Annotated in this window: 17 protein-coding genes; 7 read left to right on the top strand and 10 right to left on the bottom strand. The window is 69.6% G+C overall.

Translation table 11 applies throughout. The features are described from left to right. Positions 1 to 33: 33 nt before the first annotated feature. The 3 genes from RM1_RS08535 to RM1_RS08525 are packed head-to-tail and all read right to left on the bottom strand — an operon-like array spanning position 34 to position 2,914. Positions 34 to 1,158, bottom strand: coding sequence for a hypothetical protein (locus RM1_RS08535; RefSeq protein WP_072750889.1), 1,125 nt, complete (start codon positions 1,156 to 1,158; stop codon positions 34 to 36). Positions 1,159 to 1,199: 41 nt separating this feature from the next. Continuing rightward, entirely contained in the window at positions 1,200 to 1,829 is a 630-nt protein-coding gene (locus RM1_RS08530; protein WP_072750888.1) for an MBL fold metallo-hydrolase, read from the bottom strand. Beyond that, the gene (locus tag RM1_RS08525; protein ID WP_072750905.1) at positions 1,826 to 2,914 is read right to left on the bottom strand and encodes an S-(hydroxymethyl)mycothiol dehydrogenase; all 1,089 of its coding nucleotides are present in this window, start codon (positions 2,912 to 2,914) and stop codon (positions 1,826 to 1,828) included. Before RM1_RS08525 ends, RM1_RS08530 begins: the two co-directional genes overlap by 4 nt. A 211-nt stretch (positions 2,915 to 3,125) precedes the next feature. Between RM1_RS08525 and RM1_RS08520 the strand changes: the two genes are divergently transcribed. Next, on the top strand, positions 3,126 to 3,527 hold the full coding sequence (locus RM1_RS08520; protein WP_072750887.1) for a VOC family protein: 402 nt from the start codon (positions 3,126 to 3,128) through the stop codon (positions 3,525 to 3,527). A 172-nt stretch (positions 3,528 to 3,699) separates the two neighbouring features. Continuing rightward, the gene (locus tag RM1_RS08515; RefSeq protein WP_439958205.1) at positions 3,700 to 5,826 is read left to right on the top strand and encodes a thiamine pyrophosphate-dependent enzyme; all 2,127 of its coding nucleotides are present in this window, start codon (positions 3,700 to 3,702) and stop codon (positions 5,824 to 5,826) included. A 3-nt stretch (positions 5,827 to 5,829) separates the two neighbouring features. Here RM1_RS08515 and RM1_RS08510 read toward each other — a convergent pair whose 3' ends face one another. Genes RM1_RS08510 through RM1_RS08500 form a run of 3 tightly spaced genes read right to left on the bottom strand, consistent with a single transcriptional unit; the run spans position 5,830 to position 7,923 of the window. Continuing rightward, positions 5,830 to 6,495, bottom strand: a complete 666-nt coding sequence (locus RM1_RS08510) for a cyclase family protein (protein WP_072750904.1) — start codon at positions 6,493 to 6,495, stop codon at positions 5,830 to 5,832. 31 nt (positions 6,496 to 6,526) lie between these two features. Next, complete coding sequence (locus tag RM1_RS08505; protein ID WP_072750885.1) at positions 6,527 to 7,024, bottom strand: HPP family protein; 498 nt, start codon at positions 7,022 to 7,024, stop codon at positions 6,527 to 6,529. 29 nt (positions 7,025 to 7,053) lie between these two features. Next, positions 7,054 to 7,923: an alpha/beta fold hydrolase gene (locus tag RM1_RS08500; protein ID WP_072750884.1), complete on the bottom strand. Its 870-nt coding sequence runs from the start codon at positions 7,921 to 7,923 to the stop codon at positions 7,054 to 7,056. Positions 7,924 to 8,016: 93 nt separating this feature from the next. Here RM1_RS08500 and RM1_RS08495 point away from each other — a divergent pair, with 93 nt between their 5' ends. Continuing rightward, on the top strand, positions 8,017 to 8,571 hold the full coding sequence (locus RM1_RS08495) for a TetR/AcrR family transcriptional regulator (protein ID WP_072750883.1): 555 nt from the start codon (positions 8,017 to 8,019) through the stop codon (positions 8,569 to 8,571). A gap of 15 nt (positions 8,572 to 8,586) precedes the next feature. Here RM1_RS08495 and RM1_RS08490 read toward each other — a convergent pair whose 3' ends face one another. Both RM1_RS08490 and RM1_RS08485 read right to left on the bottom strand, forming a co-directional pair. Then, positions 8,587 to 9,285, bottom strand: coding sequence for a rhomboid-like protein (locus RM1_RS08490; protein ID WP_072750882.1), 699 nt, complete (start codon positions 9,283 to 9,285; stop codon positions 8,587 to 8,589). Between the two features lie 13 nt (positions 9,286 to 9,298). Beyond that, positions 9,299 to 9,619, bottom strand: coding sequence for a GYD domain-containing protein (locus RM1_RS08485; RefSeq protein WP_027503562.1), 321 nt, complete (start codon positions 9,617 to 9,619; stop codon positions 9,299 to 9,301). A gap of 101 nt (positions 9,620 to 9,720) precedes the next feature. Here RM1_RS08485 and RM1_RS08480 point away from each other — a divergent pair, with 101 nt between their 5' ends. Further along, entirely contained in the window at positions 9,721 to 10,542 is an 822-nt protein-coding gene (locus RM1_RS08480; protein WP_072750881.1) for a DUF72 domain-containing protein, read from the top strand. 39 nt (positions 10,543 to 10,581) lie between these two features. Here RM1_RS08480 and RM1_RS08475 read toward each other — a convergent pair whose 3' ends face one another. Next, positions 10,582 to 11,916, bottom strand: a complete 1,335-nt coding sequence (locus tag RM1_RS08475; RefSeq protein ID WP_083576607.1) for an AarF/UbiB family protein — start codon at positions 11,914 to 11,916, stop codon at positions 10,582 to 10,584. 243 nt (positions 11,917 to 12,159) lie between these two features. Between RM1_RS08475 and RM1_RS08470 the strand changes: the two genes are divergently transcribed. Both RM1_RS08470 and RM1_RS08465 read left to right on the top strand, forming a co-directional pair. Continuing rightward, complete coding sequence (locus tag RM1_RS08470) at positions 12,160 to 13,638, top strand: glycoside hydrolase family 183 protein (RefSeq protein WP_072750903.1); 1,479 nt, start codon at positions 12,160 to 12,162, stop codon at positions 13,636 to 13,638. 85 nt (positions 13,639 to 13,723) lie between these two features. Further along, positions 13,724 to 14,203, top strand: coding sequence for a hypothetical protein (locus RM1_RS08465; RefSeq protein ID WP_072750902.1), 480 nt, complete (start codon positions 13,724 to 13,726; stop codon positions 14,201 to 14,203). Positions 14,204 to 14,207: 4 nt separating this feature from the next. Here RM1_RS08465 and RM1_RS08460 read toward each other — a convergent pair whose 3' ends face one another. Continuing rightward, the gene (locus RM1_RS08460; RefSeq protein WP_072750879.1) at positions 14,208 to 14,690 is read right to left on the bottom strand and encodes an alpha-isopropylmalate synthase regulatory domain-containing protein; all 483 of its coding nucleotides are present in this window, start codon (positions 14,688 to 14,690) and stop codon (positions 14,208 to 14,210) included. 348 nt (positions 14,691 to 15,038) lie between these two features. Here RM1_RS08460 and RM1_RS08455 point away from each other — a divergent pair, with 348 nt between their 5' ends. Continuing rightward, positions 15,039 to 15,689 carry a hypothetical protein gene (locus RM1_RS08455; protein WP_143069506.1) on the top strand — a complete coding sequence of 217 codons (651 nt, stop codon included), beginning with the start codon at positions 15,039 to 15,041 and terminating at the stop codon, positions 15,687 to 15,689. Positions 15,690 to 15,700 lie beyond the last annotated feature (11 nt).

Genomic DNA, 15,700 nt, shown 5'->3' with positions numbered 1-15,700 from the left:
CAGTTCAAAACGGACGGACCCCCTCGTCCGGCCTCAGCGTCCCGGACGCGCGTGTGTCAGGTGGGACACCGATCCGTTCGCCGGCCACTTCTTCAGGCCGACGCGGTCGGGCGTGACCCGCTTCTTCACGAACCGGTCCTCGAGTTCCGGGTCGGCGGTGCCCGTGAACCGCCACAGCGCGGTGTCGGTGGTGCGCGAGACCATCGCCCACGACTCGGCGCGGTACACGGACCGAACGATGTTGTCCGCGAACACGATCACCGGAATCCCGGCCGATTCGCGTACCGCGGTACCGGCCGCCCACGACTGCCGCGCCATCGCGTAGATCTCGTCCGGCGTCGCGCCCCGCTTGGCTGCGCCCTTCACCTCGACCAGGAAGCACGGCGTGGGCAGGTCGGGTACCGGTTCCGCCTCATACTGCAGCACCAGGTCGTCGACAGGCACGGCCCTGAGGTCGGATGCGCCGCCGGCGAGGTTGGTGAGGCCGGGGGTCTCGGTCTCCGGCTCGATCAGGCCGAGCACGCCGACGAGCGCCCCGCCGATGCCCTCCGCGGTCCGATCGTCGTCGGCGGACGCGACCCGATGCGCCGCGATGTAGTGCTCCACCTCGTGGCCGGAGTCGTAGATGTCGCGGATGCGCGTGGTGGTCGCGGCCGTGACCTCGGCGAGGTCCGATTCCTGGCCCTCGAGCAACCGGAGGCTCTCGGTTTCCTCCAGCGCCGCCCAGACATGGCCGAACACGCGGTTGCCGCGACCACTCCCCACGTAGAAGACCGATCGATTGCGTGGATCCAGCAGCGCGTACACGTACACCCCGAGTTGCTCGGTCACCCTCGCGGGCAACGGCTTCGGCGCGGGGCGGGTCTGGTGGACCGCCGTCACGATCAGACGTAGCGCGGCGAGCCGCAAGGCCACCGGGACACCATGGCCTGCACCGTCGATCCGATCGAACAGCGCCGCCGATGCCGCGTGAACCGAGGTGAACGTCCGGCCCACATGTCGCCCGAGGGCCGAGGCCACATCGGCGAACTGCTCCAGCCGCACCCGCGGATCCGCGGATGCGTCGGCCAGGTCGTTGGATGCGAGGAAGGTCTGGACCTCGGGCGAGTGGAGCCAGCGGGTGTTGATGTCGATAGGAACTGTCCAGACGGTAGCCATCCCCCGACTCTAGTGAAGGTCGCCGGGGAGGTAGCCGGTCCCTATGAGCCCACCCGGATCCACTCCTCGAGATGCGGCGATTCGGTACCGATCGTGGTGCCGTCGCCGTGACCGGTGTGCACCTTCGTCTCCGCAGGCAGTGCGAACAGCTTGTCGCGGATCGAGCCGATGATCGTCGGGAAGTCGGAGTACGAGCGCCCGGTCGCCCCCGGCCCGCCGGAGAACAGGGTGTCGCCGGTGAACAACTCCCCCGCCTCCGGCAGGTACAGGCACGTCGAGCCCGGGGAGTGTCCCGGCGTATGGATGGCCTGGATGTCGGTGCCCGCCACCGCGATCCGCTGCCCGTCCTCGAGCGATCCGTGCCGCACACCCGGATGCGTCATCTCCCAGAGCACGTCGTCGGCCGGGTTCAGCAGGATCGGCGCGTCCAGACGCTCCGACAGCTCCGGGGCCACCGTCACGTGGTCGTTGTGGCCGTGCGTGCAGACGATCGCGACGACCTTCCTGCCTGCGACCGCGTCGATGATCGGCTGTGCGGTGTGCGCGGCATCGACGATGACCACCTCGGAGTCGTCACCGATCAGCCAGATGTTGTTGTCGACGTCCCAGGTGCCGCCGTCGAGGCTGAAGGTGCCGGACGTGACGACCCGATCCACCCGCACGCCGCTCACAGCACGACCACCGAACGCAGCACCTCGCCGCGGTGCATGGACTCGAACGCCTGCTCCACCTCGTCGAGTGCGATCCGCTCGGTGACGAACTTCTCCAGCGGCAGCCGGCCCTGCTGGTACAGGTCCACGAGCATCGGGAAGTCGCGTTCGGGCAGGCAGTCGCCATACCAGGACGACTTCAGCGATCCGCCGCGAGAGAAGAAGTCCACCAGCGGCATCTCCAGCGTCATGTCCGGGGTCGGCACGCCCACCAGGACCACGGTGCCTGCCAGGTCGCGCGCGTAGAACGCCTGCTTCCAGGTCTCCGGCCGCCCGACCGCGTCCACCACCACATCGGCGCCGAAGCCCCCGGTCAGCTCCTGCACGGCCTCGACCACGTCGTCGACCTCGGCGGCGTTGATGGTGTGGGTGGCACCGAGCTCGACGGCCCACTCCAGCTTGCGGGGGTCGCGGTCGATCGCGATGATCGTGCCCGCGCCCGCCAGCCGCGAGCCCATGACGGCGGCGTCGCCGACTCCGCCGCAGCCGATGACCGCGACCGAATCGCCGCGCCCGACGTTGCCGGTGTTCATGGCCGCGCCCATGCCAGCCATGACGCCGCAGCCGAGCAGGCCCACCACCGCGGGATCCGCGGTCGGGTCCACCTTCGTGCACTGGCCGGCGTGCACCAGGGTCTTGTCCGCGAACGCACCGATGCCCAGGGCGGGAGTGAGCTCGGTGCCGTCCTCGAGGGTCATCTTCTGCGTCGCGTTGAAGGTGTCGAAACAGTACTGGGGGCGTCCGCGCTTACAGGCGCGGCACTGACCGCAGACGGCCCGCCAGTTCAGCACCACGAAATCGCCGACCGCGACCGAGTCGACGCCCGCGCCGACGCTCTCGACGATGCCGGCCGCCTCGTGGCCGAGCAGGAACGGGTACTCGTCGTTGATGCCGCCGTCGCGGTAGGTGAGGTCGGTGTGGCAGACGCCGCAGGTGGCGACGGCGACGACCACCTCGCCCGGCCCCGGATCGGGGATGGTGATCGTCGCGATCTCGACCGGCGCTCCCTTCGAGCGGGCGATGACACCCCGAACCTGCTGCGACATGGCGTTGTCTCCTTCGAACTCGTGTGGATTCATGGCGGTACGAGCGCCGGGGTCGACGGTAACCCAACCGCCGTTCGCCGTGCTCGGACCGCGTCGAACGGACATAGTTGGCGGGGACCGATGAGTTTTCCGATCGGCGTCGGTCTAACTCTTCGACGACCTCGGAAGCCGAGGACGCAGCGACGCGTACACCCGATGACAGGAGCAGACAATGTCCCGAATGCTTTTCGTGAACCTGGCCGTGAAGAACATCGAGGCGACCCGGAAGTTCTTCGACGGGCTCGGCTTCGGGTTCAACGAGACCTTCAGCGACGAGAACACCGCCTCGATGCTCGTCAACGACATGACCACCGTGATGATGCTGACCGAGGCCAAGTTCAAGGAGTTCATCGCCGACGACATCTGTGACACGTCGACCTCGCGTGAGGCCCTGCTGTGCTTCTCGGCCGAGAGCCGCGAGGAGGTGGACTCGCTGGTCGAGACCGCCATCGCGGCGGGCGGTTCGGCGTGGATGGAGCCGCAGGATCACGGGTTCATGTACGGCCGCGCGTTCCGCGACCTGGACGGGCACGTCTGGGAGGTCATGTGGATGGACCCCGCCGCCATCGGGTGACAGCGGCTACGCCACCTGTGCGCGTGTTTCACCCCACGTGGGACGAAACACGCGCACAGTTGTCTGCATGGCCGAAGCGATCGACGAGCAGTTCGTCGAGACCGTCGCGGCGATGGCGGGCCCGACCTCCCGGCGCCCGCCCGCCCCGACGGAACCCGTCCGCGAGGGTTCGATGCTCACCGTGGCCCGCTGCCTGGAGCTCTTCGATGCCCAACTGGGCAGCAGACACCTCGATCTCGCGGCCCGCGTGCTGCGGGCCGGTGGGACGGGTTTCTACACGATCGGTTCGTCCGGTCACGAGGGCAACGCGGCCGTGGCCGGCGCTCTGCGGCCGACCGACCCGGCGTTGTTGCACTACCGGTCCGGTGGCTTCTTCCTCGAACGCGCGCGACAGGTGGGTGGCGGCGATCCCCTGCGGGACGTGCTGCTCGGGGTGGTCGCGGCCGCCGCCGACCCGATCTCCGGCGGGCGGCACAAGGTGTTCGGGCGCCATGACCTCGCGGTGATCCCGCAGACCTCGACCATCGCCTCGCACCTGCCGCGCGCGCTCGGTGTCGCGTTCGCGATCGGGAGGGCCCGCAGGCTGGGTGTCGATGCGCCCTGGCCCGCGGACGCCGTGGCCGTGTGCAGCTTCGGGGACGCCTCCGCCAATCACTCGACGGCGGTCGGTGCGATCAACGCGGCGGCGTTGGGCGCGTACGAGGGGATGCCGCTGCCACTGCTGCTGGTCTGTGAGGACAACGGCATCGGCGTCAGCGTGCCGACCCCCGGTGGCTGGATCGAGTCCGCGTACTCGGGGCGGGCGGGGCTCGAGTACTTCGCCGCGGACGGCTGCGACCTCGCCGCCGCCGCCGACGCGGCAACGCGGGCCGCGCACTGGGTGCGCGAGCGCAGGCGCCCCGCGTTCCTGCACTTGCGCACGGTCCGGCTGATGGGTCACGCGGGCTCGGACGTCGAATCGGCCTACCGATCTCCCGCGGTGATCGCAGCCGAACAGCGCAGGGACCCGCTGCTCGGCACGGCCCGGCTGCTCGTCGAGTCGGGCGCCCTGACGCCGGCCGAGGTGCTCGCCCGGTACCAGCGCAAGCGTGACGAGGTGCTTGCAGTCGCCCGCGAGGTCGCCCTGCTCCCCCGGCTGACGACGACCGCCGAAGTCATGGCGCCGCTGCGCGGGCCGGACCCCGAGCGGGTGGTCGCCGAGGTCGACGTCAACGCCGGGATGCGATGTCGAGCAAAGGTTTTCGATGGCACACTGCCCGAGCAGGCGGGCCTTTTCACCCTCGCGCAGGCGATCAACCGTGCCCTGCTCGACGTTCTCGCCGCCCACCCCGAGGCGATGGTCTTCGGTGAGGACGTCGCCCGCAAGGGTGGGGTCTACGGTGTCACCCGAGGGCTCGCGAACCGGGTGGGTGCCGCCCGGGTCTTCGACACGCCGCTCGACGAACAGACCGTGCTCGGGCTCGCGCTCGGCTCGGGCGTTTCCGGGCTGTTGCCCATTCCCGAGATTCAGTACCTCGCCTACCTGCACAACGCGGAGGACCAGATCCGAGGTGAGGCAACGACATTGGGATTCTTCTCGGTAGGACGCTACCGCAACCCGATGGTGGTGCGGGTTGCGGGCTACGGCTACCAGAAGGGTTTCGGGGGGCACTTCCACAACGACGACGCGGTCGCCGTGCTGCGTGACATCCCCGGCCTGGTGGTGGCCTCCCCCGCCCGGCCCGAGGACGCCGCCGCCATGCTCCGCACCTGCGTCGCCGCCGCGAAAACCCAAGGCGCGGTGTGTGTCTTCCTCGAGCCGATCGCGCTGTACCACGAGCGTGACCTGCACGTGCCGGGGGACGAGGGCTGGCTCGCGCCGTACGCGGGGCCGGACCGCTGGGCCGCGACGCACGTACCGATCGGGAGTGGGCGCACCCACGGGGACGGAACGGACCTGACCATCGTGACCTTCGGGAACGGACTTCGGATGAGCCTGCGGGTCGCCCGGCGGCTGCGTGCGCGTGGTCTCGACGCGCGGGTGTTCGACCTCCGCTGGCTGGCGCCGCTGCCGGTGGCGGACCTGATCCGCGAGGCGCGTCTGACCGGGCGGGTGCTGGTGGTCGACGAGACCCGCAGATCCGGCGGCGTCTCGGAGGGGGTGATCGCGGCGCTCGTCGACGCGGGTTTCGAGGGCCGGATCGCGCGGGTCACGAGCGAGGACAGTTTCGTGCCGCTCGGCGAGGCGGCGCGCCTGGTGCTGGTCTCCGAGGAGCAGATCGAGCAGGCGGCGGTCGGGCTGGTCGGCCGTCGCCGGTGACGGTCAGGGCCGGTCGAGCTCCATCGCGACCGCCCGCACGGGCGCGCCGTCGCCGCCCGCCAGCTTCAGCGGCAGGACGCTGATCAGCGGGTCGGGGAAGTCGACGAGCTCGAGGTTGCAGAGGTTCTCGGCGATCACGCCGCCGGCGTCGGCGATCAGGTGGTGCGCCGGATAGTCCGTGTCCTCGTCGCCGGACGGGTCGATGCTCGGCGCGTCGAGGCAGAACACCCGCACCCCGCGCTCGAGCAGCAGCACGCAGGCGTCGGCGCCGAGGAACGGGTGACCGTAGTAGGCGTCGGTGCCGTAGTGCCGGTCCCACCCCGTGTGGATCAGCGCGATGTCGCCGGGCCGCACCGATTCGGCGGGCCCGGCGACCATCGCCGGGGTGATCGACTGCCGGGGCGCCAGTCCGCGCACGTCGATGACGATGCCGCGGCCCACGAAGAGAGACAGGTCCATTCGGTCGATCGGGGTGTCGCCGTCCCGCAGGTGCGCCGGCGCGTCGACATGGGTGCCGGACTGGGATCCCATCTCCACGCGCAGGACGTTGTAGCCGTCGCGGGCCACGGTGCAGTGCGGGGTCAGTCTCGGTACCGGGTCGCCGGGGTACACCGGCATGCCGGTGTCGATCGGATGTGTCAGGTCCACGATCCTGCGCACCATGCTCATCGGCCTCACCTCCATCGGGTGTCGACCAGTATCACCCGCGCAGCGGGTACTCGAAGCCGGGCACGATCCGCCCTGCCGCCGCCGCGGCCACCAGCACGATCGCCACCGCGGGTATCAGGGTGTGCGGGAGGTAGCCGAGTCCCGGGTCGGTGAGCCCGATTCCACCTGCGCACAACGCCGCAGGGATGTGCGGTGCCCGCAGGATGGCCATCAGCGCGACCGTCGCGACGACCGAGACCGCGACGGCAGTCTCCGACGGGCCGAGGACCGCGGTGATGGGCAGGGCCGTCGCCGCGGCGGCCGGGTAGGCCCGCAGGATCGCTCCCGGTCTCGCCGGTGGCCCGGAGGGGGCGAGGGCGATCAGGGCGGCCGATGCCACGAACGGCAGCGCGAAGACCGCGAGGCCGAGCAGGTGTCCGGCCGTGGCCAGGGACGCGATGATGATCAGCGCCGCCGCGGCCGCGCTGAGGGCCGAGACGGTGGTGCCCCGGCGGGCGATCGTGGCGGAGGCGCTGGTGAGCACGGACATGGGGGCTCCTTCTGGCAAGCGTTGCGGGATCAGAGGTTTCGACGGAGGAAGTCCCGGATCAGGTCGGCGATCTCCTGTCCGTGGGTCTCCAGTGCGAAGTGGCCGGCGTCGAGCAGGTGGATCTCCGCGTCGGGGAGATCGGTCGCGAACGCCTCGGCGCCCGCGGGGCCGAAGATCTCGTCGCCGCGGCCCCAGGCCACCAACGTCGGCGGACGGTGGGTCCGGAAGTACTCCTGGAACGCGGGGTACCCGTCGAGGTTGAACTGGTAGTCCCAGAACAGCTGGAGTTGAATCTCCTTGTTGCCCGGTCGGTCCAGGCCCGCCTGGTCCGTCAGCCAGGTCTCGGGCGCGATCCGGTCCAGCCGGTCGGCTGGGACGCCGTGGGTGTACTGCCATCGCGTCGCGTCGAGCTCGAGCAGTTCGCGGACCGCGGGCTCGTGTTCCGCGCGGTTCTGCGCGTGCGCGAACAGCACGTCCCAGAAGGGGGTGAACCCCTCCCGGTAGGCATTGCCGCTCTGGGTGATCAGCGCGGTGATGCGGTCCGGGTGCTTGGCGGCGATCCGCAACCCGATCGGTGCGCCGTAGTCCTGGATGTAGAGCGCGAAGCGGTCGATGCCGAGCCGGTCGAGGAGCTGGTCGGTGATCTCGGCGAGGCGGTCGAAGCTGTAGTCGAACTCGTCGACCGTTGGCATCGCGGAGCGGCCGAAGCCGATGTGGTCGGGCGCGATCACGTGGAACTCGTCCGCGAGCTCGGCGATCAGGTTCCGGAACATGTGCGAGCTGCTCGGAAACCCGTGCAGGAGAACGAGAGTCGGGCTGTCCGGGTGGCCGGACTCCCGGTAGAAGACCTCGAGCCCATCGATCGTCGCGGTGCGGTGGCGGGTGTCAAAGCTGGACATGGCTGCTCCTGACGTTCGTGGGAGAACGATCGTTCTCTGTCTGACGTGTACAGTAGAGAACGATGGTTCTCCGCGCAAGTGTCGAGGTGAGAGATGGATCCGGATACCGCAGACGCCCAGCTGCTCGACGCGGCCGAGGCGCTGTTCAACGAGCGCGGCGTGCAGGCCGTCGGGATGGACGAGATCCGCTCGCGCTCCGGGGTCTCGCTCAAGCGCCTATATCGGCTGTATCCGGCCAAGGACCGGCTGGTGGAGGCGGTGCTGCACAGGCGCGACCTCGCCGTGCGGGAGGAGCTGGCCCGTTTCCTCGACCCGATCGACGACCCGCGCGACCGGATCCTCGCTGTGTTCGACTACCTGGACGACTGGTTTCGGCGGGAGGACTTCCGGGGCTGCACGTTCATCAACACCTTCGGTGAGCTGGGCGGCGGTAACCAGGCCGTCGCCGACATCGCGAAGGCGAACAAGGCGGCACTGCTCGGGTGTCTGCGCGAGCTCGTCTCCGCCGCGGGCCTGGCGGCGCCGCTGGCCGACCAGCTCGCGATCCTCGCGAACGGGGCGATGGCGACCGCGGCGATCGCCGGCTCACCCCTGCCCGCCCGGCAGGCAAGGGATGCCGCCCGCGTGCTGCTCGACGCGGCGCGCTGACGACCGAACGGGGCATCACCCCCGCCGGCGGACCCGCCGGTCGATCACCCGCGCGGCCGCGATCGGGTCCCACACCCCCGGGCGGGCACGAACGAGGGGATAGCAGGCGAGACCGAGGAATGCGGCGGTGAGGTGGCCGATGTCGGTGAAGGTGACGCCACCGAGCAGCGGTACCGCGTAGAAGACGAGCACGCCGGCCAGGTAGGCGTAGCGCCATGGCGCGGCGATCCGATACGTCAGCACCGCTACCACCCCCGCGAGGGCATAGCTGACCCCGTAGTCGAGGGTGTCGACCGCGGACTCAGGGGCGCGACCGTGCTGGATCGCCCAATACAGGACGCCCTCGCTGACGTAGGTGGCTCCGACGTGCGCGATCACGACGACGCCGAGCCACCGCAGCGTGCCGAGCCAGCGTTCGGCGGGCACATGGAAGACGTTGTAGACGACGAAGTAGGTGATCCAGCTGCCGCCGGCGAGCCAGAAGGCGCTGGTGATCAGTACCCGTACCGGATCCTCGGCCAGGTGGTGCAGGTTGGTCGACCGATCGCCGAGCACGTCGGTCAGCAGGTCGGGCGCGAGGTGGCGGCCCACCACGGACGTCACGAGCAGGATCGCCAGCCAGACGAACGTGCCCGGCGCTCTCCGTACGTAGGCCCACGCGGCCCTCGGGGCCGAGGTGAGGCGCCGAACCCTCGTGGCCGACCCGCCGCCCATGCCGCCGCTGACGTCAGCGACCTGGCGGACGGTAGCTCGCAGGCCGCTTGGCCGCGTCGTCGATCTGTTCGGGGGTCAGCAGGGTGACGGTCACTGTACGGGCCGCGCCGCTCGCCGCGGTGCGGATGCTCAGCGCCGCCGCGGCGACCTCGTCGGGCACCTCCCCGATGACGTAGAGATCGTGGCCGCCGAAGGCGAAATAGCAGCTCTCGACGGTCCCACCGACGCTCTCGACCGCCTGCACGATCGCGTCGCGGCGTCCCGATCCGCCTTCGGCGAGGAGGCCGTTGGCGCCATCCTGGGTGTAGCCGACCTGCCACAGATATTTGGGCATGATCATGTCCCTCGGCTCGGTTTCTGGTGCATCCATCGTCCTCCTCTCGTCCTGCGACCGGTGCGGTATCGGGGAAACCGCAGCGGATCTACGCTCTGCTCATGGCGGAAGTCCGTATCGGGATCTCCGGATGGACGTATCCCGGATGGCGGGGGGATTTCTATCCCGCCGGTCTCGTGCACCGGCGGGAGTTGGCGTACGCCGCGGCCAGGATGGCGTCGATCGAGATCAACGGATCCTTCTATGCTCTCCAGACCCCGGAGTCCTTCGCCCGGTGGCGGGACGAGACCCCCGACGGCTTCGTGTTCGCGGTCAAGGGTGGCCGCTTCATCACGCACATGAAACGCCTGCGCGACGTGGATACCGCTCTGGCCAATTTCTTCGCATCCGGCCCGCTCGCGCTGCACGCCAAGCTCGGCCCGATCCTGTGGCAGCTGCCGCCCACGCTCGCGTTCGACCCCGACCGCGTCGCCGGCTTTCTCGCCGCGCTGCCACGGACCACGACCGACGCCGCTGAGCTCGCCGCGCGCCACGACGACAAGGTGCCCGAGGACAGTGCGCTCACCGTCGCCGATGCGCCACGCCCGGTCCGGCACGCCCTCGAGGCGCGCCACGTCAGCTTCGGCGACCCGGAGGCGGTGGCGCTGATCGAGCAGAACGATGTGGCCCTCGTGGTCTCGGACTCGGCGGGCCGATATCCGATGTTCGACAGGAGCACAAGTGATTTCACGTATGTACGGCTGCACGGCGATACCGAGCTCTATGCGAGCGGCTACAGCGATCGTGCCCTCGACGGGTGGGCGACGAGGATCGGCGGTTGGCGTGCAGACGGTCTCGACGTGTTCGTCTACTTCGACAACGACGAGCACGGCCGCGCGCCGTTCGACGCAATCGCGCTACGACACAGGCTGGGCCCGGGCTGACGGCTCGGACACCGGCTCCCCGGTGGGGCCGATCTCCGCTCAGTCGTCGGGCAGCGCGACGCCCGAGGTGGCCACCCGCTCGGCAACCGCCTCGGGGAAGACGTTCCGGAACAGGTAGGGGTCCTTGCCGATCACCCACCCGGGAGCGAGCCGCGTGGCATACCGCTCGAAGTAGCCGAGCTGCTTGCCGAACAGGACCAGCTCCTCCGGGCTGGCGACTCCCCACTGCTTGCCGAGCTGGACCAGGGCCATGATGAGCGCGCCCAGATTCAGTTCGGCCAGGTCGTTGGTGAACACCGGGGCCAGGACGGCGGCGACCTGCATGCCGATCTCGGCGTCGCCCGCCTCGACCTCCGCGGTGTAGCCGAGGTCCCGGATGCCGCGCGCCACTCGGGCGAAATCGCCGTCGATGAGGTTGGCGTAGAACATGTCCCGCAGGATCGACCGCCATACCTCCGGCAGCTCACCGACGATGCCGAAGTCGAGGAAGGCGATGCGTCCGTCGTCGAGCGCCCACAGGTTCCCCGCGTGCACGTCGCCGTGGAACGGGCCGTGGACGGTGATCGACTCGATCCAGGCCTTGACGCCGCGCCGGATCAGCATCGTGGTGTCGTGGTCGGCGTCGGGGACGAACCGGTCGAGCGGTACGCCGTGCAGCCGTTCCATGCAGATCACGTGGGGGCCGCAGTAGTCCCAGTACACCTCGGGTGCCGTCACGCCCTTGTTGTCGCCGAATGCCCAGATGGCGTCCCGGAACCGGGTCTGCCTGTCGGCCTCGACGGCGCTGTTGAGCTCCGTCATCGTGGCAGCGTGGAGGTCCCGGATGATGGCCGTCGCGTTCGCGATCCGGAAGAACTCGAAGAGTCGCTCGAGCAGTTTGGCGCCGCCGTACGCGGTGCGCAGGTCGACGAGCATTCGGTGATAGATGCCAGGCCGCTGCACCTTGATCACGGCCTCGCGGCCGTCGGGGAGCACGCAGGCGTGCACCTGCGCGACGGACGCCGCGGCAAGGGGCTCGTCGTCGAAGCTCGCGAAGATCTCATCGACGCGCCCGCCCAGGTCGCCCTCGATCACCTCCCTGGCCTTCCGTGCCGACACCGGCGGCACGTCGTCGAGACAGCGCAGGCAGGCGTTGGCGAGCGGGGCGGGGAACACCCCGGAGGAGGAGGCCATCAGCTGCCCGAGTTTGACGAAGGTCGGGCCGAGCGCCTCGAAGGCGTTGACCACACCCTCCGATGCGGCGTCGGCCCAGGTCTCGCCGCGCCGCAGGAACGGCTTGGTGAGCACCGCGTATCCCGCGCAGGCGATGATCACCACCCCGACCACGAGGGCGCGCCACAGCTGGGCCGGGCCGAACTTGTTGAGGTCGGGCATGTGGACCGACAGCGCGGCCGCGGGCGGTCCCGACGCGTAGGGGCCGACGGGACTCGACTGGTTGGACTGTGACACCGTTCACCTCGATTCGGGTGCAGCCAGCGTAGGGGTGGTGGCGTTTCCAGTCGACACCCGGCCCGGGAGACGTGGAGTTCCCGCACGTCGATGTTAGATTCCGACGGCAACGTGGTTAGCCCGGTGGCGGGTCTGCGGGCCCGAGCAGTGCTCAACGCGGAGGTGCCATTGACACGCAGGCTTGCCGTCGCAGTCGCGGCCGTGGTGATCGGTTCCTGTGCGGTGGTCTACGCGGAGAAACCGGATGCCGTCGCCGCTCCGTTGGGTTCGGACCGGACAGGAGCGCAGGGGAGCGGATCCTGCGCCGCCGATCTGGTTACCACCACGGCGGCGTTGCTGCCGGAGAAACTCGAGATCCCGATCCCGGTCCCGGTGGTCACCGCGGTGCCGTTCCCGGCACCGACGACCACCCCGACCCGGATTCCCGCACAGGCGCTGCCGCAGGACACCTGCGTCGATCCCTGCCCTGACCTGACAGATGCGGGGCCTCCCGAGCCCGACACACTGGCGAAGGCGTTGCGGATCCCCGAGATCGGTCTCAAGTTCCAGCCGTTCCATCTGGGTATTCCGGTGCCAGGGCCGGATCCGGGGCAGCAGGCCGCGCGCCCAGCTCCTGTGTTCCCGCCGACGGAGGCGGCGGCGCACTCGACCCCCCGCCCGACGCCTGCGGTCGGCGCGGTCACCCGGGTCGCGAAGGAGACGGGTGCCGGTTCGATCAACCGCACCGACAAGCGCTGGCAGGTGAACGGCACCGATCTGGGCATCATGTGGGAGAGCGCGCCCGGCGAGGTCGCCGTCGCGTTCGGCGACACGGTCGGCAGGGGATTCCACCCGCCGGGCGGCCAGGGCGGCGACTGGCGCAGCAATGTGCTGGCCTTCAGTAGCGACGAGAACCTCTCGGACGGTATGAGTTTCGACTCCATGGTGCAGGACGGACGGTGTCACGCCGCGGAGCTGCTCGGCAGCCGGAAGCTGGACAACGTGGAGATCACCACCATCCCGACGTCGGGTTTCGCGATCGGCGACCGGCAGTACATGAGCTATATGTCCATCCGCACGTGGAACAGCATCCCCGGCACCTGGTTCACCAATCACGGCGGCATCGCCTACTCTGACGACCACGGTCAGACCTGGGTCAAGGATCCGTATGCGCGGTGGGACAACATATTCGGGCTCTCCAACTTCCAGGTGAGCGCGATGGTCCCGCAGGGCGGGTACGTCTACATGTTCGGCACCCCCAACACCCGGCTCGGGGACCTGGGGTTGGCCCGGGTGCCGGTGGGGGACGTGCTCAACACGTCGGCGTACCAGTACTGGCAGGACGGGGTCTGGACCCCGGTCGGCGGGCAGGCGGCCGCGACGCCGGTGGTGCGCGGCCCGGTGGCCGAGGTCTCGGTCCGATACGACGAGGTCAGGCGGGTCTGGCAGATGGTCTATCTGGACACCGCCAGGACCGCGATCGTCCTGCGCGAGTCCGATTCGCCGCAGGGGCTGTGGTCGGAGCCGGCGCCGCTGGTCAGCGTCACCGAGTACCCCGAGCTGTACGGTGGCTTCATCCACCCCTGGTCGACGGGTGACGACCTGTACTTCACCATCTCGACGTGGTCCGACTACAACGTCTTCCTCATGCGCGCCGAGCTGAACTGAGTCGTCGGATCCCACCCGCCGCCCGGAACTGGCGGGATCGGAATATGGTGCCGCCGGAATGAATTCGAAGGAGCAGAACCGCCCGATGTGGCCCACCGAATGGCCGTCCGCCGCCCGTGAGATCGCCGACGCGACCGACGCCGCCGTCGCCGCGGCACGCGCCACCGAACCCGAGCCCTTCGCCGAGGCGTCCGTCCGGCTCGCCGCCCTCGATCAGGAGCAGGTCACCGTGGTGCACGCGTCGATCGTGCGCGAGCTGCTCGAGGAGCTGCACCCCGACGGCCTGACCGGTGACGACGTGCAGGCCGTGCTGGGGCGCTGCGCCCGGTCCGCCGCGCCGTGGGTGCCCGATCTGGACGTATCGGTGCTCGTCGTTGTGCTCACCGGTGCGCTGGGGCTGACCGATCCCGAGGAGGATCCGCGCCCGCTGGCGCGTGCGGATCTGCCCCGGTACGCGGCCCTGGTGATCGCGGACCTGCTCACGGCCGCGGATGCGCCCGGGTCGGGCTACATCCGGCGGGCGATCGGCGAGGTCGCCCGCGCGGAGACCGTGGAGATGCCCTGACCGTCTAGCCGTGCAGCATGTTGGCGGCCGCGATCATCGCCTCGACGGACGACTCGGTCGCGGTGTCCGCGAGGCCGGCCGCCCAATGCCTGCGCCCGCCGTGCTCGCACAGCAGGAAGGTCGCGATGCGGCCGTCTCCGAGCTTCTGCTGGTGGAAGGACAGGATCTCCAGCGGCAGGCCTGCGTCGTAGAGCATCGAGGTGAGCGCCGCGATCGGTCCGGCGGCGGTGGCCTCGGCCTGGTGGATGGTGTCGCCGATGGCGAGGGTGGCCCGGTATTCGGAGCGGCCGGCGCCGAGGGTGTGCGCGGACCACCGGCCGAAGCGGATCGGGCCGCCGGAGGGCGAATAGGTGGCGAGGAACGTGCGCCAGCTCATCCCCGCGGCCTCGGTGCGCAGCGCGCGGGGGAGCGGCATGCCGAAACGCAGCGCGAACGGGTCAGACGCAGTGGTGGCGGTGTGCGAGGCATATGCCTGAAGAGAGTTCATTGAAGCGGTCTTCCTGAATGGAGAGGAAGGACCAACAGATAGCTCGACGACCCGCAGCGAGGGGTCGGTCCGAATCAGACCCCGCTACGGGCGGAATACGAGCTTGATGCGCTTCATGGGCACCGAGGGTAGACGGTCCGCGGCGGGGGTGCAACCGGCTCAGTAGGCGATCGGATCCACCGGTTTCGGCGATGGCTCCGCCGCAGCCGCTCGATGTTTGTTTCCTCTAACGATTTATCAAGTGCGACAGTAATATTCGGATTCATGCGCGGGGAGGGGTGTGCATCCATACGATGGCGCGACACGCGTTCGGGGGCGCGTGCCTCACCTACCGAACGGAGATCCCGCATGTCCCGTCCCATGATGCGCCGCCTCGTATCCGCCGTCGCCGCTTCGGCCCTGCTCGCCAGCGGTGGCCTGGCCCTCGGCACCGGCGCCGCGTCGGCCGCACCCAACCTGTTCGACTTCGGTTCCTCGGCGGGCGGCCCGGCTCAGCTGGACCTCGGTTCCACCGCGAACGGCCAGGAGTTGCCCGCCTCCGCCACGGTGACCAGCGACAACCTCGCGGTGACCAAGGCCGTCGTCGGCAGCAACAAGATCGCGACCACCGGCCAGGTCACCTATCGGACGACCATCGCGGCCACCGGCGGCCCGGACCGGATCGTCAACAAGATCACCGACATCTTCCCGTTCGCCCTCAGCTATGTGGCGGGGACCGCGACCGTCACCTCGTGGCAGGACGGCCAGATGAAGACCGAGGGTGTCGTTCCCGCCCAGGCCGGCGGGCGACTGGCCGTGACCAAGGATGTGGGCTGGGTCGTCTCGGCGACGGGCAACAAGACCGTCACCTTCGAGGTCACCTACCGCGTGCGTACCGACATCTCGTTCGACATCGATGTCTTCGACAGCGGCACCGCCATCGAGGTCAGTGGGCAGGCGGCCCAGGAGTGGCCCGAGATGGGCGTGAAGATCGGGCTGCTCGGACCGAGCGGCTCCTAGTCCGCGTCGAG

Source organism: Rhodococcus maanshanensis NBRC 100610 (genome assembly GCF_001894865.1).
GTDB classification, from domain to species: domain Bacteria; phylum Actinomycetota; class Actinomycetes; order Mycobacteriales; family Mycobacteriaceae; genus Rhodococcus_G; species Rhodococcus_G maanshanensis.
Note: the sequence above shows the minus strand (reverse complement) of the source record. Positions and strands in the feature narration are given on the sequence as shown.